The organism is Gammaproteobacteria bacterium (assembly GCA_011375345.1).
Taxonomy (GTDB): domain Bacteria; phylum Pseudomonadota; class Gammaproteobacteria; order DRLM01; family DRLM01; genus DRLM01.
In genome coordinates this window covers 1-24,723 of the sequence record DRLM01000011.1, presented here as the reverse complement: position 1 = coordinate 24,723, position 24,723 = coordinate 1, and the positions used below count along the sequence as shown (strand labels likewise).

Here is a 24,723-nt window from a genome sequence, read left to right as displayed (position 1 = left end):
TGGGCACCTTTGCCGTTCGGCTAACCGTTCCCCTTGCCGGGCCGGTAGGGGACTTGCACCCCCAAGTCATCCCCTCGCCACCACAGCTCGGGAAATAGCGCCAGTCACGGCGCTACGCGCCATGCCTGGCGCACCACAAAAAAAGCGCCGTCAAGGTGACGGCGCCGTCGCACAAGGAGGGATGAACAACATAGCGGAGTCCGCCCACGCGGAGTGCCCCTATGCTTTCCCGTGGCGCGCCGGATCACGCGTCGGACAGGCATGGTGAGTAGGTTCCGGCAGCCTGCGGGAAATGTTCAACGGCCGTTTGGCCGCCGACAATATTAGGCACGATTCGTGCCTGTTTTATATTTAGGCAGTTAAATCATCTTCTTATCACTTCTTGGCCGGGTTAATCCGCTGTGTTTTGGGGGTGGGATGTCTCCGTTTTGAGACACCTTTTCACGGCCGACCGGCGGAGCGCCTGTGAGATCGGCCGTGGGCCTGTCTCCTCCCGGCGACAGCGGCGATGGTGATCCTTTCCGTTTCAATTTTTGTGACCCAATCCCCAAAGAATCCGCCCGCCGGGCCGATAGGAGTAGCGGAAGGTTCCCTGATTCTGCATGGGCAATGGGGTCGCGATGTCTCCTCGGGAAAACGTTATCAGCATCGATTCGCACAAAAGTATGGGCGGCGGCCACCGCGAATTGCTGGAGGCCTGTAAACGCCAGGCGGATGAGCATCTGCGGGTCACCGTGCAAAGGGTGTTTGACAACGTGGATGACACCCTCTTCGAGATGGCCAGCAAGGGAGCTGGTGCCGCCAATGAAACCCTGTTCTTCGAGGCCATGCGGGATATCCGCCTGCACCGCAAAGACATGGCGCGGCGTTTCCAGGACAGCTTCGACGCTGGCTTTCGCGCGCGCCTGCGCAAACGCTGGAGTCCTGCTGGGGGGGGGCAGCAGCCGGCTTTGGATGACCGCGACGCCCTGTCCCTGGTGGACAACAAGGATCTGGAAGAGGAGCTGGCCATCGACGGCCTGGTGAGCAAGGCCAATGACCGGTTCAAAGAACCCCTGGAAATGTTGTCCCAGCGTCTGGATGTGCTGATCGAGGCCGTCAAAATTGAACCCGGACACAATCCCGTGGGCCCCGATGTCCTCTGCCACGCCTTTCGTTCCGCCTTTGCCGACATGGAACTGCGGGTGGAGGTGAAGCTGATCATCTACAAGCTGTTCGACCAGTACGTGATGCGCACCTTGGGCGCCTTGTACGATGCGCTGAATCAACATTTGATCAACGCCGGCATTCTGCCCCACCTGAAACCGGAGCGCGCCCACCGCATCGTCCCTCAGACCAGCGCTCAGCGCCCCCGTCTGTTACCCCAGGAAAACCCGGCCGGACCCCGGGGGAGCTACGGGCCGGCCGCGGACGACACCGCTTACGTCCCGTCGGCGGAGGCGGCCGGGGATGTTTACGATTTGTTGCAGCAACTCATGAGTGCCCGCAAAGGCGTTCCTGCCGGTGCGTTTGCTCCGGTGGTGGATGGCGGTGGCTATGCAGGGCCCGCCGGTGCGGTGTCGGCGGTGCCCCTGTCCGCCACCGATCTGCTGGATGCCCTGTCCCATCTGCAGCATCGGCCTCAGGACGAGGGGCGTGGCTTTGACGACAGCGACAGTCTCAAGGGCGCATTGCTCGCTCAACTTGGCCCCGCGCAGCACGGCGGTGCCCGCCCGGCCATCGCGCCTTCCCACGACAACACCATTGACGTGGTATGGATGATCTTTGAGTTCATCCTGGACGAGCCCAGCATTCCCGATGCCATCAAGGCCGTGATCAGCCAGTTGCAGATTCCCATTCTCAAGGTGGCGTTGCTGGATCACGACTTCTTCAGCAAGCGCCAACACCCGGCCCGCCGTCTGCTCAATGTGCTGGGACACGCGGGCATCGGCTGGCAGGATCTCAGTGAGGACACCCAAGCGCGTCGCTTCGGCAAGATTGATCACATCGTCAAGCGGGCGCTGGCGGAGTTTGAGGACCAGCCCGACATTTTTTCCGTGCTCCTGGACGAGTTCACGGCCTTCATGGCTACAGAAGGCGAAGACCTGGTCGAGCCCGATGTGGCAGAGGAAAGTCCCGAGCAGGATCGCGCCCAATTGGCCTTCGAGGCCATCGAAGCCCATCTGGAGTCGGACCGTGCGCCGCAGTCCCTGCGCCACTTTTTCCGTGACACCTGGCGCTTGGTGTTGGAGCAGACCCTGGCCGACGAGGGCGAAGACAGCAAGGCCTGGCGGGAGCGGGAGCACGCCATCGACGAATTGCTCTGGAGCGCCGAGCCCAAAGACAATCCGGAGGACCGGCAGCGCCTGGTGGCTTTGCTGCCCCGCTTGTTGGAAACCTTGCGCTGTGGCATGCAGAGCGTCGGCTACGATGAGGACACCATCGAAGCACAGATCGAGTCGCTGGAATCCATCCACATCGCCTCCCTGCGCGGCGGCCATAGCGTTGACGGGGGCGCAGCGCTCAAGCCCGAGACCGATGTCAGCGCCATGATCCGCGCCATCCAGGACGGCATGGGCGAGCTTGACGATGACTTGCTGGACGGGATGGCCGATATGGACGGTCTTGTGGACATTGAAATGAGTGACATGGAACAGGGCTTGCCTGAAGTTAACGGGGCGTCAGAAAAACCACTGGTGGAGGATGAATTTTCACAGCAGGCCAGGGAACTCGCCATCGGCACCTGGCTGGAGTTTGAGCTGGACGGAAAGAAAAAGCGGGCCAAGCTGGCCTGGAAAAGCGCCGTGCTGGGCCAGTACGTTTTCGTGGACCGCAAATTCAAAGTGGTGGTGGAAAAAACATTGCCGGAACTGGCCGACGATCTGCGCCACAGCCGCGCCATGCCAGTTGATAACGTCGCCATGTTTGATCGGGCCCTGGACGCCGTGCTCAACGGCCTGATGAGCGGGCCGCACTGACAAACCGCAGGCGCGGCGTCGAACGTCGCCGCAACCTTGGGGCAGAGGAAGGGTCTACTGGATAACGCGCAGCCGGCCGGACAATGAGGCGGCGGGCGGGCGCACGACACGAGGGCCGCTATCATGGCAAGGATCAACACGCTTCCAAGATTCCGCAAGAGTGTATTCGGTGTTGCAGCGCTGGCCGCGTTCGCCGTTGAAGCGGCCGCGGCCGGTGCCTGTCCGGCGCCGGCCACCTGGACCAAACCGGCCGACCACCGCGCCGTCGCTTATCCCGCTCTGCTGGCGGAGGCCAGCCGGCAAAACGTAGTGTTGCTGGGCGAGCGCCACGACAACCCCGATCACCATCGCTGGCAGCTTCAGGTCGTCTCCGGTCTCTACGCCCTGCGGGGCGATCTGGCCCTGGGTTTCGAGATGTTCCCGCGGGATGTGCAGCCGGTGCTGGACGCCTGGGTCGCCGGACAGCTTACCGAAAAGGAATTGTTGGAGCAGACCCGTTGGGACGACACCTGGCGCTTTGACCCGAAGCTCTACCTGCCGCTGTTTCATTTCGCCCGCCTCAATCACATTCCCATGTTGGCCTTGAATGTCAACGAATCCCTGCTGGCCGCGGTGCGGGAGCAGGGCTGGGACGCGGTGCCCCTGAGTCAGCGCCAGGGCATCACCGATCCGGCGCCCGCCCAGCGCGACTACCTCGAAATGCTGGCCGCCAGCTTCATGCACCATGTTCCCGCCGGTGACCGCAGCGGGCACGGCATGAACAAGGAGCAGCAGTTGCGTGCTTTCCAGCGCTTCGTGGAAGGGCAGCTGCTCTGGGACCGGGCCATGGCCCTCACTCTGGCCGAGGCCGGCGCCCGCAAGCACGCTCCTTTGCTGGTGGGCATCATGGGCAGCGGTCACATCAGCAACGGTTTTGGGGTCCCCCATCAGTTGGCCGATCTGGGGGTGACGAAAGTGATGACGCTGCTTCCCTTTGATGGGCAGGTGAGCTGTGATGATTTGACGCCCGGTTTTGCCTCGGCGGTGTTTGCCCTGGAACCCCGGCCGGCTGCGCCAGCGGCAGATCGTCCCCGTCTGGGCGTGTTCTTGAACGGAAGCCGGGACGGGGGGGCCCAGGTTGTGGAGCTGGCGCCGGACAGTGTGGCGGCGGCCAGCGGTTTGCAAAGCGGTGACTGGATCGTGGCCGTCGCAGGTCGTCACGTGGCCGGCGTGGGTGATGTCATCAGGGCCGTCAAACAGGTGACGCCGGGAACTTGGTTGCCCATGACCGTGCGCCGGGGTGAACAACAGTTGGATCTGGTGGCCAAGTTCCCGCCCTGAGCGATTAACCTGCAAGCTGGCCGTCAAACAGATCGCGTCCCAACAAAGCGCCCTGCCCTTTTGAGGCGCCCCGGGACGCCCTGCTTTTTGGTTGGCCCCCAACCGGCACTTCCCCCGGTTTGCTGCTGCCGTTTCCCACCTCAACTGTCAATCCCAGCAATTTTTGTAAGCCACTGATATTTCCCGGTCATTTCCACGCTTGCATCCCCGCCGGGCCTCCCCCATCATGTAGGCGGTGCGCCCCTGGCGTGCAATCGAATTCTTGCAACAGCGGGAACATCATGTCGCAAAAACACAAAGCCGCCGCAGGGGCGGTGCCCGCTCGCCTGTCCTCCGTGGTGGGTGATGCCGAGGCCCATGGTGAGATGGAAGCCCTGGTGCGGCGTTTGCTGGAGCTGTTGGGCGAGGATCCGGACCGGGAAGGTCTGCAGCAAACGCCTCATCGCATTACCAAAGCGCTGACTTTTCTCACCAGTGGTTACCGCGAGACGGTGTCCGGCGTCGTCTCCGATGCCCTGTTCAGCGACACCTGCAATGAAATGGTGATAGTCAAAGACGTGGAATTTTATTCCCAGTGCGAACACCACATGTTGCCCTTTTTCGGGCGGGTGCACGTAGGCTATCTGCCTAAGGGCACCATCATCGGGCTGAGCAAAATCGCGCGGGTGGTGGATGTGTTCGCCCGCCGGCTGCAAGTGCAGGAGCGCATGACCAGCCAGATTGCCGACGGCTTGATGAACGTGCTCAATGCCCATGGCGTGGGCGTGGTGGTGGAAGCCAGCCATTTTTGTATGATGATGCGGGGCGTGCAAAAGCAAAACAGTTCCACCCTCACCTCGGCGATGCGCGGCAGCTTTCAACAGGATGCGCGTACCCGCATGGAGTTCATGGATTTGATTCGAAAGTGAAAGAAGGGACTCTTCAAATGATGAACGACAGCACACCTTTGACCGAAGCCCAACGAAGCTATGCTGACGCCTTGCCGCTGCGCGCCACGGGCGCCGAAACGGTGACGCTGCTGGAGGCTCTGGGTCGCACGGTTTACCAGGATCTGATCGCGCCCGGCGACGTGCCACCTTATCATCGCGCCATCGTCGAAGGCTATCTGGTACGCACCGAGGACACCCGGTCCGCCTCCGAGCAGGCGCCGGTCTCATTTACCGTGGTCGGCGCTGTGCACCCCGGTGATGAGAGCTGCCTGGAGCCGGCGACCGGTCTTGCCATGGAAGTGACCACCGGCAGCTTGGTTCCTGGTGGGCCATACTCCATCGTGCGCCAGTGGGAGGCGGAGCGGGAGGGGGCCAACATCACTATCACGCGGCCTTTCCCGCCGCGCTTCTTCATCGAAGATCAGGGTTGCGAAATCGCCCAGGGCAGTGTGGTGCTGGCCGCCGGCACGGTGGTGGGGCCACGGGAAATCGGTGCGCTAGCTGATCTGGGCCTGACGGCGCTGAGTGTGGCGCTGCCGCCCAAGGTGGCGATTTTCGCCTGTGGCGACGAGGTGATTCCCCATAACCAGCCCCTCAAACCGGGCCTGATCCGCGACAGCAATTCCCCCATGCTGGCAGCGGCCGTGACCCAGGCCGGTGGCGAGGCGGTGCTTAAAGGCATCATGGCGGACGATTTCGACGGTTTTTTGGCCGCTGCCCGCCAGGCCCTCAAGGAGGCGGACATCCTCCTCATCGCTGGCGGCACCGCCGCCGGTGGGCGCGACTTCGTCTCCGATCTGTTCCGGGAGCTGGGCACGGTGGTGGTGGACGGCGTGCCCATGCGCTCCGGCCGGCCATTGATCATGGGGGCGGCCGGGGGCAAGCCCTTGGTGGGCGTGGCCGGCCATCCGCCGGAAGCGCTGCGCGGTTTTCGTCTGTTCGGGGCCTTGGCCATAAACCGCCTGCTGGGCCGCGATGTGCCACTGCCGGAAGACCCCAGGCAAACCTGACTGGCGGGTGAAAAAACGCATCCGAACCTTTATTCGGGCGCCCCAGGGCTGGCACCTGTCCGGATCGGCCCCGCTGGCGGCAGGCTGTTTTTCAACACCCAGCTACGGTGCCCGGGCGGCAAGATAAACATCGAAGCGTGTCGTTTTTCCCGTGATGCTGAAATCAGGGGAGATGGATCCCAGAGCCGGGGCCAGACGGTGGCGTTTGACCACCACCCGCCTGCGGGCGCGGGCACGGGCGATATTCAGCAGCCTGTCTGCGTCAGGGTCATCGCCGCTGAGTGCGCGAATCATGCGCATCTCTTTTTTCACCAGGGCGGATTTGCCCCGGTCGGGGAACATGGGATCCAAGTAAACCACCGAGGGGTGCATGTCCGGCTGGCTGAAATAATCCGCGGCATCGGCCGTGAGCAGTCGCATGCGGGTGACGACGGGAGCAGTGCCGGTCTCCCCGGCGGCCCGGCGCAGGCCGTCGGCCAGCAGGGCCGCGACCACAGGGGCGCGCTCCAGCAGGGTCACCTGACAACCCAGGCTGGCGAGTACAAAGGCGTCGCGCCCGAGACCGGCGGTGGCATCCACCACCTCGGGGGCGGGATGGCCCGGTTTGAGGCCCACGGCCCGCGCCAACGGCTCGCGTCGTCCCAGACCCTGGCGGCGGCGGTGGCGGAAAGCGCCGGCGCTAAAGTCCACGCTCAGCGGCCTGGGGGCGCCGGGGCGGGTGTCGCGCAGCTCCAGGCAATACCCGCTGCCGGCGGCTTTGATATACAGCATCAGCCCGGGCGCTGTGGAAGGGGCAAGGGATTCCACGTCCGCCGCCAACCCCAACTCGCGCGCCAGGGCCTGGGCCCGGGGGACGAGAGCCGGGGTTTGTGCCACGACCATCAGGGATGACAACAATGATAAATTTTTGGACACGGCGGCAGCCTAAAGGGCGCGCGCCCGCCACGCAAGGGCGGCCAGTCCCGACCCTGCCGGATACGACCCTGTTGCGCGGCTTGTTGCAGACCGCGGCGGATGAAGAATTGCTGACCCGCTTTCAACGGGTCGGGCGCGAGCTAAAGGCCGACGGCTCGTTCGTCACCGAAGCGGACTTGGCCATGCAACAGCGCGTGGCGGCATTGCTCAAACTGCACTGGCCCGAGTATCCCCTGTTGGGAGAGGAAATGACGGCTGAGGCGCAGCAGGCCCTGCTTGATGGCGAACACCCCGGCCTGTGGTGCCTGGATCCTTTGGACGGCACCAGCAATTTTGCCGCCGGGATTCCCTTTTTCGCCGTTTCCCTGGCCTTGCTGGTGGGGGGTAAGGTGGTCATCGGCTTGGTCTACGACCCCATCCGGCGCGAGTGTTTCTGGGCCGAACGCGGCCGGGGTGCCTGGCTGGACCGCCAGCCCCTGCGCGCGGCGCCGGCCGGGGTGGGTCTGGAACAATCCATCGGCATTGTTGATTTCAAACGCCTGAGTCCCGAGCTGGCCCAGTGGCTGGCGGAAAAACCGCCCTACCGTTCCCAGCGCAGCTTCGGTTCTGTGGCCCTGGACTGGTGCTGGATCGCCGCCGGCCGGGGGCATGTCTATTTGCACGGCAGGCAGCGCATCTGGGATTACGCCGCCGGCAGCCTGATTCTTGACGAGGCAGGAGGACGCGCCGTGACCCTGGACGGTGAGCCCGTATTCCGGCCCGACATGGCCCCCCGTTCGGCCGTGGCGGCGTTGAATGCCGAGTTGTTCAAGGAATGGACGGCCTATTTGCAGATCACCACGACGGGCTAGCGCAGCGCTTCGGGCTGGACCACGGCGAAATCGGCGGGCAGTCGGGTGGCGGCGGGGGGGATGTCCGCGTTGACATCCAGTTTCAGGATCTGATAGCTCACCTTACCCTTGTCATCCAACACCCGCAGGGCCAGGCCGAGCTGGGGATAGGCGGATTCGGCGACATCCACGGCGTGCTCGCAGGACGCCGCGGCGGCGTTTTGCTGCCGTTTTGTGGCGGCGAAACGGGCCATGGCGACGAGGAAGTTCTTCACGTCTTTTGAGCGCAGACTGGCCGGGGCGAAAAAATAACTGCCGCAACGGCGGCCGGCAGCCCGCATTTCGTAGCGCCGGGTGGCCCAGCCCGCGATTTTCGGGCCCGGTCCGGCCGCCTCAAGGCGCGGCGCGGGTCCGGCTGCGGTGTCCGCGCCGCCCACCATGGCGCTCAAGTCCACTGCCTGGCGGGTGGCGGGGTCAACGGCGTAGATATTGGGCCGGGCCAGCCCCAGGAGCAGGTATTCTGCCGTTCCCAGGGTTTGCACCCGCGCCCAGTTTGCGGCGATGTGAATGCGGTAAAACCGGCCGTCACCGTCGCGCGCCTCGATGAGGGCGCCGGCCCTGGCGGTGACGGCGCAGAACAACGCAAGAGCAAAAAAGAGCAGGGTAGGGGTGCGAAGCAACCGTTTCACGTTGTGCATCTGTTCAGTTTCCGTTTTCGGGTTTAACAAGCTGTCAATTGGGTAAGGACAGGGTGACTTTGGCCCCCCCCAGGCGTTCGCTGGCGCCCAGGAACAGCTCACCCCGATAGACTTGAACAATATCCTGCACAATGGCCAGGCCGATGCCGTGTCCGGTGGGGGTGGTGTTCACCCGTACACCCCGGGTCAGCACCGTTTCGATCCGGTCAGGGGGGATGCCGGAGCCGTCGTCCTCCACGGTGATTTGCAAACCGTTGCTGATGGACACGGGGGCGAGGGTGACGGTGACCCGGCTGTGGCAGTATTTATAAGCATTGTCCATGAGATTACCCAGCACTTCCATAAGGTCGCCTTCGTCGCCGTGAAAATCTGTGTCGGGGGCAATGCTGAGGCGGCAATCCACCTGCTTGTCGCCGTAAACCTTATTGAGGGAGCTTTTGACTTTCTCGGCAATGCTGGCCACTGCCACCGGCGCGGCCAGCGGCTGGTGACCGGAGGTGGCAGCCTTTTGGAGCTGATAGTCCACGATCTCGGACATACGTTCCACTTGTTCCGCCACGATGTGGCGCAGCGCCTTGCCGCTGCGTTCTGACAGGCTGCCGCGCAATACCGCCAGGGGGGTTTTCAGGCTGTGGGCCAGATCGCCCAGGGTGCGGCGGTAGCGTTCCAGATGCTCGCGCTGGGAGATGAGCAGGGCATTGATGTTATCGGTCAGACCGTGCAGCTCCTGGGGATAGGGCCCCACCAGCAGGGTCTGGCGGCCGGCTTCGATGGCGGCCAGATCCTCCGCCGCCCCCCGCAGTGGCGCAAGACTCCAGCGCAGCACCATGCCTTGCACGGCCAGCAGGACCAGCGCCACCCCTCCCAGCCAGCCCCACAGGCTGTTGCGGAAACGGGCCACCTGTTCTTCCAGGATGCTGAGGTTTTCCGCCACGGAAAACGTGACGCCCTCTTTGACATCTTCGCTCAAATCCCAGGTCACCCCCAGGCCGACAGCGTAAAATCCGGCCCCGCTGGTGGGGCTGCGGATCACTTCAAATTTGCGTACCCCCGAGGCCAGCCCCCGGATCAGCTGGATATCCAGGCCCTGCATGGACGGCGAGCGCCAGATTTGCAAGCCGTCGTTGCTGGTGGCCTGGGCGAGCAGGCCTGAACCCGAGGTGTGATAACGACCTTCCGGCAGTGCCGGGGGCATGACCAAGCGGCCGTCTTCGCGCAATTGCGCCGCGGCCACCAGCCCCACCACGTGGGCCTGCAGGCGTTCCTTGAGGGCCTGTTCGGCACTTTCCAGATAGGCCCGGTCCAGCACCATGCCGGTGACGCCGAGAAAGGCCGCCAGCACCACGCTGCCGGCCAGCAACAAACGGGTGTTGAGCGACAGGGTCACGAAGCGCTCTGACGCCGGAGTGTGAAGCGGTAACCGCGGCCGCGCAGGGTTTCGATGGGATGCAGGATGTTGTCCGGGTCCAGCTTGCGTCGCAAGCGTCCCACGAACACTTCGATGACGTTGCTGTCGCGTTCGAAATCCTGCTCGTAAATGTGCTCAGTGAGATCGGTTTTGGAGACCACTTCGCCGGCATGCAGCATCAGGTACTCCAGCACCCGGTATTCATAGGCCGTCAGCTCGATGGAGGCACCGTTCACCGCGACTGCCTGGGTGCCCGTGTCCAGCACAACCGGGCCGCAGTGCAGCACCGCCTGGGCCCAGCCCGCAGCGCGGCGCATCAAGGCCCGCAGCCGCGCCAACAGCTCTTCCATGTGAAAAGGTTTGACCAGGTAATCGTCGGCTCCGGCCTCCAGGCCTTCCACCTTCTCCTGCCAGCGCCCGCGTGCAGTGAGGATGAGAATGGGAAAATCCTTGCCCGTGGCCCGGGTCCTGCGAATGAGGTCAATGCCTGAAAGCCGGGGCAGACCCAGGTCAATGATGGCGGCATCAAAAGGGTACTCGGTGGCCAGATACAAACCTTCTTCACCGTCACTGGCCACGTCCGCCGCGTAACCTTCTTCCTGCAGGCGCTCACGCAGCTGCTCGAGCAGCGCGTGTTCATCCTCCACTACCAATACTCGCATTCGGCGTTTCCACCTCCGCCCTTCAGTCTGAGCCTGTCAGATTCAGGGAAGGAACAGGATTCAAGGGTTTGAAGGCATCGAGCAGGGGGCGGGGTCACCCCCGCCGTCACCGGGTCATCATAAATTCACAGACCAAAGTCTTGCTCACCAGACATCATGTTTTGACCTGCCCAACCTCAATGCACGCGGGTTATGTTGGGGGTGGGAAATTCAGTCCCGACACAGAGCCACATTGAGGAGGGCAGATCATGGCAGAGTCTAACGCAAAGCAGGTACGGATAGAGAGCACGGTAGCGTCCGTATAGTGCTATAAATTCCCTGCGAGCTTGAGCGAGGCCATCGCGCCTTCAACGAGCGCAGGCGGGGCGACTATGCCCCGTGGCATTACGAAAGCCACCCATGCCACACCCTTGCTCCGTCTCGCTACGAACGGTGGTGAGAAATGCGGGTTATTCCCCCTCCATTCCCAACTCTTTGATTTTCCGCGTCAAGGTGTTTCGGCCCCAGCCCAGTAACCGGGCTGCGTCCTGGCGGCGCCCGCCGGTGTGGCGCAGGGCCGTTTCGATCATGACGCGCTCAAAAGCCGGGGTGGCCACCTCCAGCAGGGCGGTGTCGCCATGGGCGAGGCGCTGGCCGGCCCAGCTTTTGAGGGCGTCTTCCCAGTCGCTGTGCCTGGTCAGGGCGGTATTTTCTACACGCAGTTCGGCGGGCAGGTCGTCGATGTGGATTTCGCGGCCGGAGGCCATGACCGTAAGCCAGCGGCAGGTGTTTTCCAGCTGCCGCACGTTACCGGGCCAGTCCAGGCCGCTGAGGTAGGCGGCCACTTCGGGACGCAGGGTCTTGGGGTCCACTTGCAACTCTTCCGCCGCTTGGGCGAGGAAGTGGCGGGTGAGCAGGGCAATGTCTTCGCGCCGCTCGCGCAGCGGGGGCATGTGGATGCGGATGACGTTGAGGCGGTGGAACAGGTCTTCCCGGAACAGGCCGTTTTTGACGCGTTCTTCCAGGTTTTGGTGGGTGGCGGCAATGATGCGCACGTCCACGTTGATGGGAGTCTGCCCGCCCACCCGGTAAAACTCACCGTCTGCCAATACCCGCAGCAGGCGGGTCTGGCACTCAGCCGGCATATCGCCGATTTCGTCCAGGAACAGGGTGCCGCCGTCGGCCTGTTCGAAGCGGCCGCGGCGGGCATTGGTGGCGCCGGTAAACGCGCCCCGCTCGTGGCCGAACAGTTCCGATTCCAGCAGATCGCGCGGAATGGCGGCGGTATTGAGGGCGATGAAGGGCCTGCCGGCGCGGGGGCTGTGGCGGTGCAGGGCCCGGGCGACCAGTTCTTTGCCGGTGCCCGATTCACCGTTGATGAGCACGGTGATGTTGGAGCGCGACAGCCGGCCGATGGCGCGGAACACCTCCTGCATGGCAGGCGCCTCGCCGATGATCTCCGCGGGTTTGCCCTCCACTTCTTCCGGCGGGGGTGCCTGGCGGCGGTGTTGTTCGATGGCGCGCCGGACCAGATCCACGGCCTCGTCCACGTCGAAGGGTTTGGGCATGTATTCGAAGGCGCCCCCCTGGTAGGCGGACACGGCGCTTTCCAGGTCCGAGTGGGCGGTCATGATTATGACGGGAAGGCCGGGTCGCCGCGTGCGGATATTGTCCAGCAGGGCCAGGCCGTCCATGCCGGGCATGCGGATGTCGGTGATGACGGCATCGGGCTCGTCTTGTTCCAGGGCGGCCAACACGCCGCCGGCGCTTTCAAAGGAAATGGCATCCATGTCCGCCTGGCGCAAAGCGCGCTCCAGCACCCAGCGGATGGCGCGGTCGTCGTCGATCACAAAGACGCGGTATTTACTGGTCATGGGCGTGTTCCGGGGAGATTTCCAAAGGGAGCAACAGGGTAAATACGGTTTCGCCCGGCTCGCTGCTGCATTCGATCAGCCCCCCATGCTGGTTGACCAGGGCCTGGGCGATGGGCAGGCCCAGGCCGGTGCCCTCCGCCCGGCCCGTGACCATGGGATAAAAAATGTGCTCCAGCATGTCGGGGGCAATTCCGGGGCCGTTGTCGATGATGTCCAGTTGGACCACCAGCCGGTGGCGTTTCTGGCCGATGGTCACTTGGCGGATGGTGCGGCTGCGCAGTACGATGCGGCCGCTGTCCTTCAGGGCCTGCACGGCGTTGCGCACGATGTTGAGCACGGCCTGGATGAGTTGTTCCGGGTCGGCAATCACTTCCGGGATGCTGGGGTCATAGTCGCGTATCAGGCGGATGCCCGCCGGTGCTTCGGCGGCCACCAGGGTGCGCACCCTCTCCAGCACCTGGTGGATGTTCACCGGGCGTTCGTGGGGCAGGGTGTTGGGGCCCAGCATCCGGTTCAACAGGTTTTGCAGGCGGTCTGCCTCGCCGATGATGATGCCGGTGTATTCTTTCAATGCCTCGTCCGCCAGTTCCCGCTCCAGCAACTGGGCCGCGCCCCGCAGGCCACCCAGGGGGTTTTTGATTTCGTGGGCCAGGCCCCGTACCAGGGCCCGGGTGGCCTGATGCTGGGCCAGCAGGTTTTCCTCCCGCAGGATGCGCCGTTGACGGTCCACACCCAGTATTTCCACCAGCAGCGCCTTGTCCCTGTTGGGTTCGTGCAAGGGGGTGACGGTGCAATCGGCAGTGAGTTGCTGACCGTGGGGAAGCTGCAGGATACGCTCTCTTTCGGTGAAGGGGTGACCGCTTTCCAGGGCATGACGAAATGCCGCCACGATTCGGGCGTCGCCGCCAAAAAAACTTTCGACGTGCTCGCCGCGCAGCTGCCGGCGGCTGGTGGCCAGCATGACCTCGCCGGCCGGGTTGATATAACTCAGGTGCAGATCCTGGTCGAACAGCAGCACGGCCGTATTCAGATTTTCCAGAATCCGGCGGGTGATGTCGCATTCGCTTGCATCGTGCCCAGACATGTCACACTCGAAGCAAATATCAAACCAACCACAAACAAAGCGCCCGTGGCGCTGCACCGGCGCGGGGACGGAGTATGATATCTCTTTTAATTCATTACGTTATCGGAACAGGGGGGAGATGACGGCCGGTGCCCCGACTGACCTTCGCGGGCCGCTACAGACCCACATCCCGCCCCCGAAGCCAAGCTGGCAGGCAGTATCGCACTAATTCGGTGCACCCTGTTCAGGTGCGCCCCAAGGGCAGGCGTTTCAAGGTCTGGCTCTGCGCATAATGGTGCGATGCAGGTGAAACGTGACAGTGGCGGTGGCACCGACGGTTTTGCCCGTGGGGTCGACAACGAGGGCCTGGAGGGTGTGGGTGCCGCGGTCTACGTTGTCCAGCCTGGCCGCAGGGGTGCTCAGCCCGGTAAGCAGGGCCCGGCCGTCCAGCACAATGGTCAGGGTATGGCCGAAAGCGGTCTGCAGCGCCGGCTCGATTTTGATGGCCACGTCCACGTTGCCGTTGTTGTCCCGCAGCGTGGCGTCGTTGCCGGGACGGGTGATGCGGAAGTCGGTATAGGGCAGGGCTTTGAATGTTGGAGGCTGGGGCGGCGGGGGCAGGGGCGGAGGCGGTGAAGCGAGTCTCTGCAGTGGAGGAAGGTCTATTTCCTCTGCGCCGTGCGGGGGGGGAGAGTCGGAATAAACTACTGTCCCGTCCGCTTGCACCCATTTGTATACCGCACCCACGGCGGAAAGGCTGGGGGAGAAAGTCAGAATGAAAAACAAGGTGAGGGTGCGCATGTGAACCTCCCGGGCGGCACTCACCTTTTTTAGCGCGCGCCGGCGTGGCTGTCAAAATTATCGTGATCGTGGGATGACTCTCAATTGAAATTACCGGGCTGACATTGTTTCGACCTGCAAGTGTTGCTGCCAAACCTTTTTCATTTCAAGCGCGCTGGCTCAGGATGCGCCAGGCAGACCGCGACGGTGGATCATGCTGACAGACGTGGATCGGGGACCACCTGACTTTACTGCGTCGTGGAGCGGGCCTTGTCTCCAACGCCGAAGGAAGAGGGGACGAAGCCGGTTCATCAGGCCGGGTGACCGGGCAAAGCGCGGTATCTCACGAGCTGGTCTGATACACAGTGACGTTGACCGCCTGCACGCCCTTGGCGGATTCACTGCGTTCGAATTCCAGCACGGCACCGGCCCGCGACAATTCGGAAAACCGTTCGTTGGTGATGGGCGCGTCGTTTTCCAGCACCTGCGAGATGTGACAAAACACGCTGGTGTCGATATCGGTGACTTTGAAACCGGTGCGACAGGTCAAAAAACCGTATCCCTTTTCCTGGTTGACGGCCTCCAGAATGCCACGTTCGCGGCCGCTGTTTCTGGATGGCAGAATTTTCGGCATGATGGAACCGGGGAAGTAATAGTCCACTTCCCGCTTGAGTTCATTGCTGACATTGTCGAAGGCGATGGCGTCCACCCGCTTGCCCTTGTTTTGCAGGGCGCGGACCAATCGCAGAAAATCGCCGTCGCCGGTGCCGATCATCACGTAATCCAGGTTTTCCGCCTGCAGGATGGCGTCCACCGCCATGTCCAGATCGGCATTGGCCTTGGTGGTCTCGCTGCCGTCTTCGTTGAGGTAGCGCTTGACTTCCTTGTCGATAATATGAAAACCCGCCAGCCGGATTTTGTCGCGGTATTTTTGCGCTTTTTCCCGATATTCAGGCTCCAGGCGTTCCCGGTGTGAGTCCACCACCATGTAGGCATTGGCGCGCAACACAATGGTCCCCTGGGTTTCCACCAGTTCCTTGATTGCATCGAGGCGCATGCCCCAACCGCCATTCCTGTGCAAGTTCTCCATGTCTAAAAATATTCCGGCTTTGAGCATTAAAACCTTCCAATCTTGTCAATAGGGTGTGCGGCTGAAAGGCGGTCAACGGAGTACCTTCCCCCGTCCGCTGGCGAGGGAAAAAGGAACCTGAATCACGTTCCCACCGGTGACCGCTTTCAGCAGCGCCGAGCTTACCATGACCGGGACACCATGCGGCTCGGGTGCCCCGGTGCCTGCGGTACACTATAAAAATGTGCGATTGCAGCCAAATCGCGGGGGCTCCCCTGGGCCCGGCGCCGTCACAATCGGCGGTGGATGGGGCGGGTCAGGCATGACAGCTTATCGGGATTTCCCCGGGCTGGTAGAGCGGCTGGTGTTTGGCGCGGCGCTGCTGGCGGTGGCGGCGCTGTTGCTGCTGACGGGCTGGGCCTGGCGACTGGACGCTTTGCTCTACGACACCCATTACCGCTTCTGGCAACGCCCTGCGCCCGATGATGTGGTCATCGTCGCCATCGACCTGCGCAGCCTGGAAGCGCTGGGACGTTGGCCCTGGCCCCGCCGCCGCCACGCCGAACTCATCGACAAGCTTACCAAGGCCGGCGCCGCCGTCATCGTGATGGACATCATCTTCGCGGAGCCGGACCCGCAGGATGGCAGCGGTGACCGGGCCCTGGCCGAGGCCATCCGCCACCACGGCAGGGTTGTTATGCCGGTGTTCATGGAACAGACCCGTGCCGGCGGCCAGGCGGTGGAGAGCCTGCCCTTTGCGCCTCTGGCCGGTTCCGCCCTGCTGGGCCATGCCCACATCGAACTGGACCCGGACGGCATCGCCCGCCGCCTGTACCTGAAAGAGGGGCTGGGCCAGCCCCGCTGGGACCACTTGGCCCTGGCGGCCGCCCGGGCGCTGGCCCCAGAGCGCTGGAAAACGCTGCCCGGCACCCGCAATCCCGCGCCCGCGGGCGCCTCCCCCTATGTGTGGGCCCGCGACTATCAGGTTTTGCTGCCCTTTGCCGGCCCGCCGGGCCACTACCCTTATCTGTCCTATGCTCAGGTGCTCAGCGGCGACTTTCCCACCAACGCCTTCGCCGGCAAAACCGTTTTCGTGGGCACCACCGCCACGGGCATGGGGGATGCGCTGCCCACCCCCGTTTCCGGCCTGAGCCAGCCCATGCCGGGGGTGGAAATCAATGCCAATGTTTTCGACGCCCTGCAGCGCCACCTCACCATTGAGACCCTCGGCCGGCCCGGGCAACTCGCCCTCACCGCCCTGCTGGTGCTGTTGCCGGTGCTGATCTTTCCGCGGGTCAGTCCCCGCCAGTCGCTGCTGAGCGCCGCACTGCTGCTGGCGGGCACGGTGGTTCTGAGCACACTGCTGCTGCGCTACGCCCGGCTCTGGTTCCCCCCCGCCTCCGCCTTCATTGCCCTGTTGCTGGCTTACCCGCTGTGGAGCTGGCGGCGCCTGGAGCTGGCCATGCGGTTTCTCAACCAGGAGCTGCAACGCCTGCACGAAGAACCCGGCTTTGCCAGCCACATGCCGGACCTGGACAGCGCCATGGCCTTCATCAACCGGCTGGTCCCCATCGAAGGCTGGTGCCTGCAACAAGCCGGCGGGCGCGCCACCGCCACCTGGGGAAGAGCCCTGGGTCCGCCCTGCGACACCGAGCCCCGGCGGTGGTGCAGCCACCGGCCGCACGAATATTGGACCCGGGTCATCCGCGATGGCACCACTTGGCTGCTGGGTGTCTACCGGAAGGTCCCGGAAGCGCCCACAGCCCATGAGAGCACCCTGCTGGTGGAACTGGTCCGCCCTTTCGCCCCCCCGAGTCCGGCCCGCCCGGCCTCCGCGGCGGAACAGGTGCAGGCCCGCATCCAGCAAGTCCAACACGCCACCCAAAGGCTGCGGGGGCTGCGCCGCTTCATCGCCGAAAGCCTGGCGGCCATGGCCGACGGCGTCCTGGTGTGCAATGCCCTGGGGCATGTGCACCTGGCCAACGCCCGGGCAGCGGCTTATCTGGAAGCAGGCCGGCCGGAGGCGCTGATCGACGCCAACCTCATGGAGGCCCTGCACAGCCTGCGCGGCGAAACTCCCCTGGACTGGGCCAGCCTGGTGCGCCAAGCCCTGCTGCACAACGACATGGTCCGCACCAATGCCAGAAACCCGTCCGGTCAGACCCTGCTGGTGCAGCTGGCCCCCCTCAGCCTGTCCCCCGGCCGGGTACGGGGTCTGATTGTCAACCTGTCGGATATCACGCCCCTCACCGACGCCCAACGCAAGCGGGCCGAGACCCTGAATTTTTTGTCCCACGATCTGCGCGCCCCGCTGGTGTCCCTGCTGGCGCTGATCGAGCGGGGGCGGGAAGGGGAGCGGCCCGCCATCAACCTGGACCGGGCGGAAGACTACACCCGCCGCACCCTGACGCTGGCGGACAACTTCCTCCAGCTCAGCCGGGCCGAAAGCAGCGAGCCCTTGCGCCACGACATGGTCAATCTGGTCACCGTTGCCTGGCAGGCCCGCGACACCGTGTGGGACCAGGCCCGGCGGCGCGACATCAGCCTGGTGGAAAACTATGCCGTGGACGAGGCTTGGCTGGCGGGCGATGCCGAGCTGCTTGAGCGGGCGGTGACCAATCTGCTGGCCAATGCCATTCAGTATTCCCCGCCAGGCAGCCGGGTGACGCTGAATATCCAGCAACACGACCGGCTCATCGAATGCTGCGTCGCCGACACCGGCCCCGGCATTCCCGCAGACCTGCAAGACCATGTTTTCGAGCGCTACCGCCGGGGCGACACCCGTACCGAAGGCACCGGCCTGGGCCTGGCTTTCGTCAAGGCCGTGGCTCAAAAACACGGCGGACGCGTCAGCCTGCACAGCGTGCCGGGCAAAGGCGCCCGTTTCTGTATCACTCTGCCGGCGCAGACCCTGCCAAACTGAGCGCCACCGACGCTGTCTTCACTATTGTCCTTATCGAACCCCCTTTAGACCTGCCTGTCGCGCCGGGTTTTGTTTTTGCGTTTTTACACAAGGGGGTTCTGAGAAAGGGGCATTCAGCGCGTGTTTCCGGCTACCGGCCGAAGAAAATCCCTTGTGGAAAAAGAACAGGCGCGGGCCCGTCTGTCGGGTCCATCCGGGCGGATTGCTTCTGCTCCCGGTGTAAGGTTCCCCCTCCCTTCCCGACCAAAACCGTACACACTTCCACCGGCGGGGCCTCAGCGGGGCTGCGCGGGAATGTTGTAAATGCACTTTGATATGAATAAATTTTCATCTTAAGAGGAACCACCGCGCCATGACCTCCATACCCGACTGCGCCCAGCTGCTGAAGTCCTTGAGCGACGATACCCGCCTGACGGTCTTGCGCCAGCTCATGTCCGGCCCGAAACGGGTGGCGGAGTTGAACGCGGACATCGGCGCTGAACAAAGCCTGTTTTCCCATCATCTGCGCATCTTGCGCGAGCGCGGCCTGGTGGTGGCCAGTCGCGAGGGCAAGGGCGTGAGTTATCGCCTGGCACCAGGGGTGAAGAAACGCAACGCCCTGAACCTGGGTTGCTGCGAGCTGCGCTTCGGATGAGGCCATGAAGCGGTCTGTTGTTCTCTTCACCGGACTGCTGCTGGCCCTCCTGGCCACGGTCACTTTTTTCTCGTCGTCCAGGGACGGCGCGCCACCGGTACAGAAACTCAGCCTCGTGGGCTCCAGCACCGTGGCCCCCCTGGCGGCGGAAATCGCCAGGCGCTACGAACAGCAGCACCCCGGCGTGGAGATCGACGTACAGACGGGGGGGTCCGGCCGCGGTATCAACGAGGTCCGTCGGGCCCTGGCGGATATCGGCATGGTGTCCCGGGCTTTGAACGCCGCGGAAGCCGATCTGCACCCCTACCCCATTGCCCGTGACGGCCTCGGGATCATCGTTCATGCCGACAATCCGCTGACCCACATCCGCCACGAGCAGGTGGTGCAGGTGTTCACCGGTGCCATCACGAGCTGGCGCGAACTGGGTGCGGGGGCGGCCCCCATCACGGTGGTGAACAAGGCGGAGGGTCGCGCCACCCTGGAGTTGTTTTTAAACTACTTTCAGCTCAAAAACAGCCGGATCCGCCCCCAGGTGATAGTGGGGGACAACGAGCAGGGCATCAAGGTGGTGGCCGGCAACCCCGCCGCCATCGGCTATGTGTCCATCGGCGTGGCGGAGCACGACATCGCCGCGGGCACCCCCATCAAGCTGCTGGCGCTGGACGGGGTGGCCGCCAGCCGCGCCAATGTGGCCAGCGGCCGCTACCCCCTGGCCCGCAGCCTGAACCTGGTTACCCGCGCCCCGGCCCGGGGTCTGGCCCGGGATTTCATCGACTACGCCCGCTCGAACGCCGTCCATGACCTGGTGGCCGCCCAGCATTTCCTCCCCCTCGTGCCCTGACGCCCGCCTGGCGGGCGCAGCCGGCACGCTCGCTGCCCTGGCCGGCGCGGTGTTGCTGGGTCTTGGCGCGTTCCTGCTGTGGGCCGCCGCCCCGGCCCTGGATCAAATCGGCCTGGCGCGCTTTTTTACCGATGCCGCCTGGCATCCCCTGGAAAGGCAGTTCAATCTGCAACCCATGTTGTGGGGCACGCTGGCGGTGTCCGCCGGCGCTTTGCTGTTGGCGGCGCCCCTGGGGCTGCTGTCAGCCCTGTTCACGGTATTTTATGCGCCGCCGCGGCTGGGCAGCGCCTATCGCCGGCTGGTGGAACTGCTGGCGGGCATTCCCTCGGTGGTCTACGGCCTGTGGGGCCTGGTGGTGCTGGTGCCGCTGATCAATCAGTGGCGGCCGCCGGGGACCAGCCTGCTGGCCGGCATGTTGGTGTTGACACTGATGATATTGCCCACCGTGGCGCTGACAGCGGAGGCCGCCCTGCGGGCAGTGCCACGGGATTATCTCAACGCTGCGGCCGCCCTGGGACTGGGGCGCGCCGCCACCTTGCGGCGGGTGGTGCTGCCCGCCGCGCGGGGCGGGATCGTTGCCGGGCTGGTACTGGCTGCGGGCCGGGCCGTGGGGGAGACCATGGCGGTGCTCATGGTCACGGGCAATGTGGTGCAAAACCCCGCCAGCCTGTTCGCCCCCGTCCGCACCCTGGCAGCCAATATCGCCTTGGAAATGGCTTATGCGCTGGATCAGCACCGCGCCGCACTGTTCGTGAGCGGCCTGGTGCTGGCCGTGTTGGTGGCGGGCCTGATGAGCCTGGCCGGGCTGCTGGGAAGACGCCTGCGCCATGTTTGAGCGGCTTATCGCCACGGTGGTCTGGGGCGCCGCGCTGCTGGTGGCGGGGATGTTGTTGTGGATTCTGGGCGACATCCTCTGGCACGGCATGGAGCGGCTGTCCCTCGACTTTCTCATCAGCACACCACAGGATGCCGGCCGGGCCGGGGGCATTGCGCCCATACTGGTCGCCACCCTGCTGATTCTGGCCGTGTGCCTGGCGGCGGCCCTGCCCATCGGCCTGGGGGCCGCCGTGTTCCTTGCGGAGTTCGCCGGCGACCACTCGCCCCTGGGCCGCGCTGTGCGCCGCAGCCTGGATGTGCTGGCGGGCATGCCCTCCATCGTCTTCGGCCTGTTCGGGTATGTGTTCTTCGCCCAGGTGCTGGGCCTGGGGTTTTCCATTTTGTCCGGCGGGCTGACCCTGGCCTGCATGGTCCTGCCTCTGCTCATCCGCGCCACGGAGGAAGGCCTGCGCGCCGCGCCGTCCGAATACCGCCTGGGCGCGGCGGCCCTGGGCCTCAGCCGCGCCGCCGCGCTCAGGCACCTGCTGCTGCCTGCCGCCCTGCCGGGCCTGCTGGCGGGGCTGGTGCTCAGCGTGGGCCGGGCCCTGGCGGAGACCGCCGCGTTGCTCTACACCAGCGGCTACGTGGACCGCATGCCCGACGCCCTGACGGATTCGGGGCGGGCCTTGTCCATCCACATCTTCGAGCTGTCCATGAACGTGCCGGGCGGCAATGCGTCGGCCTATGCCAGCGCCCTGGTGCTGGTGCTGCTGCTCATGTTGATCAACGCCGGCGCGGCCGGTCTGGCCCGGCGCTGGTGGCAGCGCCACCACGGCGAAGGAAGCCACACATGAACACAGCCACCTCCGCCCTGCCTGTGGGACACGGCACGACCCTCACCACGCGGAACGCGCCCCTCATCGAGATTCAGCACCTCAGCCTGCACTACGGCACAAAGGCTGTGCTGAAGGACATTACCCTGCCCCTCGCCACCGGCCGCATCACCTGTCTGGTGGGGCCCTCCGGGGTGGGTAAAAGCAGCTTGCTTGCCTGCCTCAACCGCCTGACCGATCTGACCCCCTCCGCGCGCGTCAGCGGCAGCGTGCGCCTGCATGGGCGCGAGCTGCTTGCCCCCCGCATCGACGTGGTGGCCCTGCGCCGCCGGGTGGGGATGATCTTCCAAAAACCCAACCCTTTTCCCCTGTCCGTCTGGAACAACCTCGCCGTCCCCCTCAAAGAACACGGGATCAAAAACAAACAAGAACGCACGCAGCGCATCGAGACGGCTCTGCGGGACGTCGGCCTGTGGCCGGAGGTGAAAGACCGCTTGCACCGCTCCGCCCTGGCCCTGTCCGGCGGCCAGCAACAGCGCCTGTGCATCGCCCGCGCCCTGGTGCTCAGACCCCAGGCCTTGCTGTTGGACGAACCCTGCAGCGCCCTGGATCCCCTGGCCACCGCCGTTATCGAAGAGCTGATGTTGACGCTGCGCGGCCGCTACACCCTGGCGGTGGTCACCCACAACCTGGCCCAGGCCCGGCGCATCGCCGACTACGCGGCCCTGTTGTGGCCCATGGCTGGCGATGGCGTGGGACGGCTGATGGAACACGGCCCGGGCAGAGTGTTCTTTGAAGCGCCGCGCCATGCCCTGACCGCGGCCTATGTGCGGGGGGAGCGGGGTTGATCAGCGTCCCGTCCGGTCTGAACGATCAGATCACCAGCGCCACACATACTGGGCACTGATACCGAACGTGCGGGCGTAGTGCGCCCGCACGTCATCGGCGATCACGGACCAGCGCCAGCGAGGCGATTCATGGCTGAGAGCCAGCGCCCGGGCGCTGACATCGTACAAGACCTGCCACTGGCCGGCACGCGGCGTGCCCACCACCCAGCCCGCCCGGACAAAACGCTGCCAGCGTGTGGCCAGCAGCGCCAGCGCCGCGCGGTGACGCCGGTTCAAGGCATAGCGCACATCCACCTTGGTGCGGGGACGCAGACGCTGCACCTGGTCACGACGGTCTTCGATGCCGGACAAGGCCGGATCGAAGCGCACATAGCCGGACTCGTCCAAGCGCTTGGTGTCCGAGGTGCCCGTGGCGCGGGTGTGGGGGACGGCTTTCCAGTACAGGGCGCCGATAAGATCGACAACCTTGAAGCGCAATTCCCACGGGGCAGCCAGCCAGTTCAACGCCAAGTCCACGCTGTAGCCCTCTCCCTCCGGCGCGCTCACGCGGCGCTTGAACAGCGGGTCCCTGGAATAAACGTCGTCTACCTCAAAACGAAAATCATAGTCTTTGTCGCTCACCGCCTCGGCCCAGCCGCTCAGATTACCGTCCAGCACGCGGCGGCCCTGGAGATAACTCAGGCCCCACTGAATCTCCAGGCCGCCGCGAGGGCGCCAGCCGTGGGCCAGCCGCAGGCCGCGGACGGCGTAGTGCTGCACGGTGATGGCGAGGGCATAGCGGCGGCCCGGGGGCAGGGGCGATTTGTTTTGTATGCGATGATAGAGTTCAGCGGTATCGGAGCTGAAACGCAGGGTATAGTCGTAACGATACAACACGCCCAGCCGCCAGGGTCCGTCTTCCATGCCGGCCTCCCACCAGTTGTAGCTGAGCGCGGTATCGCCGCCGTGGCGGGAGTCCCCCCGCCAGTCATTGAAATAGGCCCGTATGGGCACGGGTTCGCTGTGGGCGAAGCTGTCCACTTCCAGGTAGAACCGCTCCGCGCCCTGGGCCGGGGAAACAAGACCTAAGGCCATCAGCGCGGCAGCAAAAAAAGGGCGGCATGCCGCCGCCCGCCAGGCCACCTGCCAGCTCCTCAGTTCAAGGTTTCAAAGGTGCCGTCATCGTAGGTCACTTTGATGATGTCATCGCCGATCACGGTCACCGTCCCCACCTGTTTTCCGCCGATCTTCACCGCCCCGCTCTCAAATTTTCCACTGCCGCTGGCGGTGATTATGGCACCGTCCTGGCTGGTGAAGGTCAGCGTGGCTTCCCCGCCTTCGATGTTCGGGTCGGGGCGCTGATAGTCGATCACCGTGGTCACCCCGCCATGGGACAAAGTGACCCGCCCAGTGCCGACAAAAGGCGCTTCCGTGGAACCGAAATCACTGCGGCGGGCGGTGACCGTCGCCTTGAGCTCCGGCGCACCGTCCAGTTGCACGGCCACCGTGGCGCTCACCTGGAAGTCGGCAAAGTTGCTGCTGCTCTCACCGACCCTGGTGTCATAGCTGGCCGCATTGAAGAACTCACCGGTAACGGTGGCGGAAATGATATTGGCCGCGTTGCCGAAATCGCCGCTCAGGGTGAGCTTGGTCGGCAGCCATTGCGCCGGATCCACGCACGTGACACAGCGCGCACCTTCCGCATCCAGCGAACCGGTGAACACCAGCGGATCGGACACGCCCAGCTGTTCCAACTTGACCTGCATCGCCGCCTTCAGGGTCGAGCCCGTCGTTTCAAGGTTATCCAATGACAAGCTGCTGCCCGAGATGTTGAACGTGCCGTTGGTCACAGTGAGCCTGGCGCTGCCTGCGCTGTCGGTAACGGTACCGGCCACCGTGCCCTCAAGCTGCGTGTCACGCGCTTCGTTGACGGTAAACGTCAGATCCAGGTTCTGGGGCGGAAAGCTAAGTTGAACCGGCCCCCCTTCGGAAAACTTGATTTTGGAAGGGGGGGTGATGGACCCCGCCAGCGCCAGGGTCAAGGTCCCGCTGCCCGTGCCAGTCACGGTGATGGTACCGCTGCCGGTAATGCCGAGGCCGTCGGTGTCAATGAATTTCCCGGCGCCGAATTCGTATTCACCATTCCCCGCGCCGGACTCCAGAAAAGCCTTCACCAAGCGGAAGGCCCCCGTCACCGAGTCACCCGAACCCTGATTAAAGGTTTCAGTAAGTTTCCCCGCCTGCTCTACGTCTGCCTCGAACGCATCGGCCGGATTTTCCAGCGCCGCGATCTGCTTGGCCCAGTTCCGGATCTCCTGCACCAGTGCCTTGGCCTTGGCGATGTCGCTGTCACCG

20 protein-coding genes are annotated in these 24,723 nt (G+C 64.3%); 11 read left to right on the top strand and 9 right to left on the bottom strand.

Annotated features, from left to right (window positions below; genetic code table 11):
- The first annotated feature begins 602 nt into the window (after positions 1 to 602).
- The 4 genes from ENJ19_00930 to ENJ19_00915 all read left to right on the top strand — a co-directional run bounded on the left by ENJ19_00930 (position 603) and on the right by ENJ19_00915 (position 6,216).
- The gene (locus tag ENJ19_00930) at positions 603 to 2,957 is read left to right on the top strand and encodes a DUF1631 domain-containing protein (GenBank protein HHM04291.1); all 2,355 of its coding nucleotides are present in this window, start codon (positions 603 to 605) and stop codon (positions 2,955 to 2,957) included.
- 123 nt (positions 2,958 to 3,080) lie between these two features.
- Complete coding sequence (locus ENJ19_00925; protein ID HHM04290.1) at positions 3,081 to 4,277, top strand: PDZ domain-containing protein; 1,197 nt, start codon at positions 3,081 to 3,083, stop codon at positions 4,275 to 4,277.
- Positions 4,278 to 4,558: 281 nt separating this feature from the next.
- Positions 4,559 to 5,185: a GTP cyclohydrolase I FolE gene (gene folE / locus ENJ19_00920; GenBank protein HHM04289.1), complete on the top strand. Its 627-nt coding sequence runs from the start codon at positions 4,559 to 4,561 to the stop codon at positions 5,183 to 5,185.
- Positions 5,186 to 5,202: 17 nt separating this feature from the next.
- Positions 5,203 to 6,216 carry a molybdopterin molybdenumtransferase MoeA gene (locus ENJ19_00915; protein HHM04288.1) on the top strand — a complete coding sequence of 338 codons (1,014 nt, stop codon included), beginning with the start codon at positions 5,203 to 5,205 and terminating at the stop codon, positions 6,214 to 6,216.
- A 102-nt stretch (positions 6,217 to 6,318) separates the two neighbouring features.
- Here ENJ19_00915 and ENJ19_00910 read toward each other — a convergent pair whose 3' ends face one another.
- Positions 6,319 to 7,098 carry an rRNA methyltransferase gene (locus ENJ19_00910; GenBank protein HHM04287.1) on the bottom strand — a complete coding sequence of 260 codons (780 nt, stop codon included), beginning with the start codon at positions 7,096 to 7,098 and terminating at the stop codon, positions 6,319 to 6,321.
- Between the two features lie 14 nt (positions 7,099 to 7,112).
- Here ENJ19_00910 and ENJ19_00905 point away from each other — a divergent pair, with 14 nt between their 5' ends.
- Positions 7,113 to 7,982 (top strand): inositol monophosphatase family protein, encoded by an 870-nt coding sequence (locus tag ENJ19_00905; GenBank protein HHM04286.1) that lies wholly within the window; start codon positions 7,113 to 7,115, stop codon positions 7,980 to 7,982.
- Here the strand turns inward: ENJ19_00905 and ENJ19_00900 are convergent.
- The 7 genes from ENJ19_00900 to ENJ19_00870 all read right to left on the bottom strand — a co-directional run bounded on the left by ENJ19_00900 (position 7,979) and on the right by ENJ19_00870 (position 15,542).
- Positions 7,979 to 8,659, bottom strand: coding sequence for a hypothetical protein (locus ENJ19_00900; protein HHM04285.1), 681 nt, complete (start codon positions 8,657 to 8,659; stop codon positions 7,979 to 7,981). The two genes, ENJ19_00905 and ENJ19_00900, sit on opposite strands and share 4 nt — an antisense overlap.
- A gap of 34 nt (positions 8,660 to 8,693) precedes the next feature.
- Complete coding sequence (locus tag ENJ19_00895) at positions 8,694 to 10,046, bottom strand: GHKL domain-containing protein (protein ID HHM04284.1); 1,353 nt, start codon at positions 10,044 to 10,046, stop codon at positions 8,694 to 8,696.
- Complete coding sequence (locus ENJ19_00890) at positions 10,043 to 10,729, bottom strand: response regulator transcription factor (protein HHM04283.1); 687 nt, start codon at positions 10,727 to 10,729, stop codon at positions 10,043 to 10,045. The genes ENJ19_00895 and ENJ19_00890 overlap by 4 nt, the downstream gene beginning before the upstream one ends.
- Before the next feature lie 449 nt (positions 10,730 to 11,178).
- Entirely contained in the window at positions 11,179 to 12,582 is a 1,404-nt protein-coding gene (ntrC, locus tag ENJ19_00885) for a nitrogen regulation protein NR(I) (GenBank protein ID HHM04282.1), read from the bottom strand.
- Positions 12,572 to 13,666, bottom strand: a complete 1,095-nt coding sequence (locus ENJ19_00880; GenBank protein ID HHM04281.1) for a nitrogen regulation protein NR(II) — start codon at positions 13,664 to 13,666, stop codon at positions 12,572 to 12,574. The genes ntrC and ENJ19_00880 overlap by 11 nt, the downstream gene beginning before the upstream one ends.
- 249 nt (positions 13,667 to 13,915) lie before the next feature.
- Positions 13,916 to 14,446, bottom strand: a complete 531-nt coding sequence (locus tag ENJ19_00875) for a DUF4124 domain-containing protein (protein ID HHM04280.1) — start codon at positions 14,444 to 14,446, stop codon at positions 13,916 to 13,918.
- 322 nt (positions 14,447 to 14,768) lie between these two features.
- Entirely contained in the window at positions 14,769 to 15,542 is a 774-nt protein-coding gene (locus tag ENJ19_00870; GenBank protein HHM04279.1) for an NYN domain-containing protein, read from the bottom strand.
- A 139-nt stretch (positions 15,543 to 15,681) separates the two neighbouring features.
- Here ENJ19_00870 and ENJ19_00865 point away from each other — a divergent pair, with 139 nt between their 5' ends.
- The 6 genes from ENJ19_00865 (at position 15,682) to ENJ19_00840 (ending at position 22,389) form a co-directional block, all read left to right on the top strand.
- The gene (locus tag ENJ19_00865; GenBank protein HHM04278.1) at positions 15,682 to 18,417 is read left to right on the top strand and encodes a CHASE2 domain-containing protein; all 2,736 of its coding nucleotides are present in this window, start codon (positions 15,682 to 15,684) and stop codon (positions 18,415 to 18,417) included.
- 352 nt (positions 18,418 to 18,769) lie between these two features.
- Positions 18,770 to 19,051: an ArsR family transcriptional regulator gene (locus tag ENJ19_00860; GenBank protein HHM04277.1), complete on the top strand. Its 282-nt coding sequence runs from the start codon at positions 18,770 to 18,772 to the stop codon at positions 19,049 to 19,051.
- 4 nt (positions 19,052 to 19,055) lie between these two features.
- Positions 19,056 to 19,892, top strand: a complete 837-nt coding sequence (locus ENJ19_00855; protein ID HHM04276.1) for a phosphate ABC transporter substrate-binding protein — start codon at positions 19,056 to 19,058, stop codon at positions 19,890 to 19,892.
- The gene (gene pstC, locus ENJ19_00850) at positions 19,849 to 20,727 is read left to right on the top strand and encodes a phosphate ABC transporter permease subunit PstC (GenBank protein HHM04275.1); all 879 of its coding nucleotides are present in this window, start codon (positions 19,849 to 19,851) and stop codon (positions 20,725 to 20,727) included. The genes ENJ19_00855 and pstC overlap by 44 nt, the downstream gene beginning before the upstream one ends.
- Positions 20,720 to 21,562 (top strand): phosphate ABC transporter permease PstA, encoded by an 843-nt coding sequence (gene pstA / locus ENJ19_00845; protein HHM04274.1) that lies wholly within the window; start codon positions 20,720 to 20,722, stop codon positions 21,560 to 21,562. The genes pstC and pstA overlap by 8 nt, the downstream gene beginning before the upstream one ends.
- Positions 21,559 to 22,389: a phosphate ABC transporter ATP-binding protein gene (locus tag ENJ19_00840; GenBank protein HHM04273.1), complete on the top strand. Its 831-nt coding sequence runs from the start codon at positions 21,559 to 21,561 to the stop codon at positions 22,387 to 22,389. Before pstA ends, ENJ19_00840 begins: the two co-directional genes overlap by 4 nt.
- 30 nt (positions 22,390 to 22,419) lie before the next feature.
- On the opposite strand, the gene ENJ19_00835 is transcribed toward ENJ19_00840, so the two are convergent.
- Positions 22,420 to 23,463: a hypothetical protein gene (locus tag ENJ19_00835; GenBank protein ID HHM04272.1), complete on the bottom strand. Its 1,044-nt coding sequence runs from the start codon at positions 23,461 to 23,463 to the stop codon at positions 22,420 to 22,422.
- Positions 23,464 to 24,723: the final 1,260 nt, after the last annotated feature.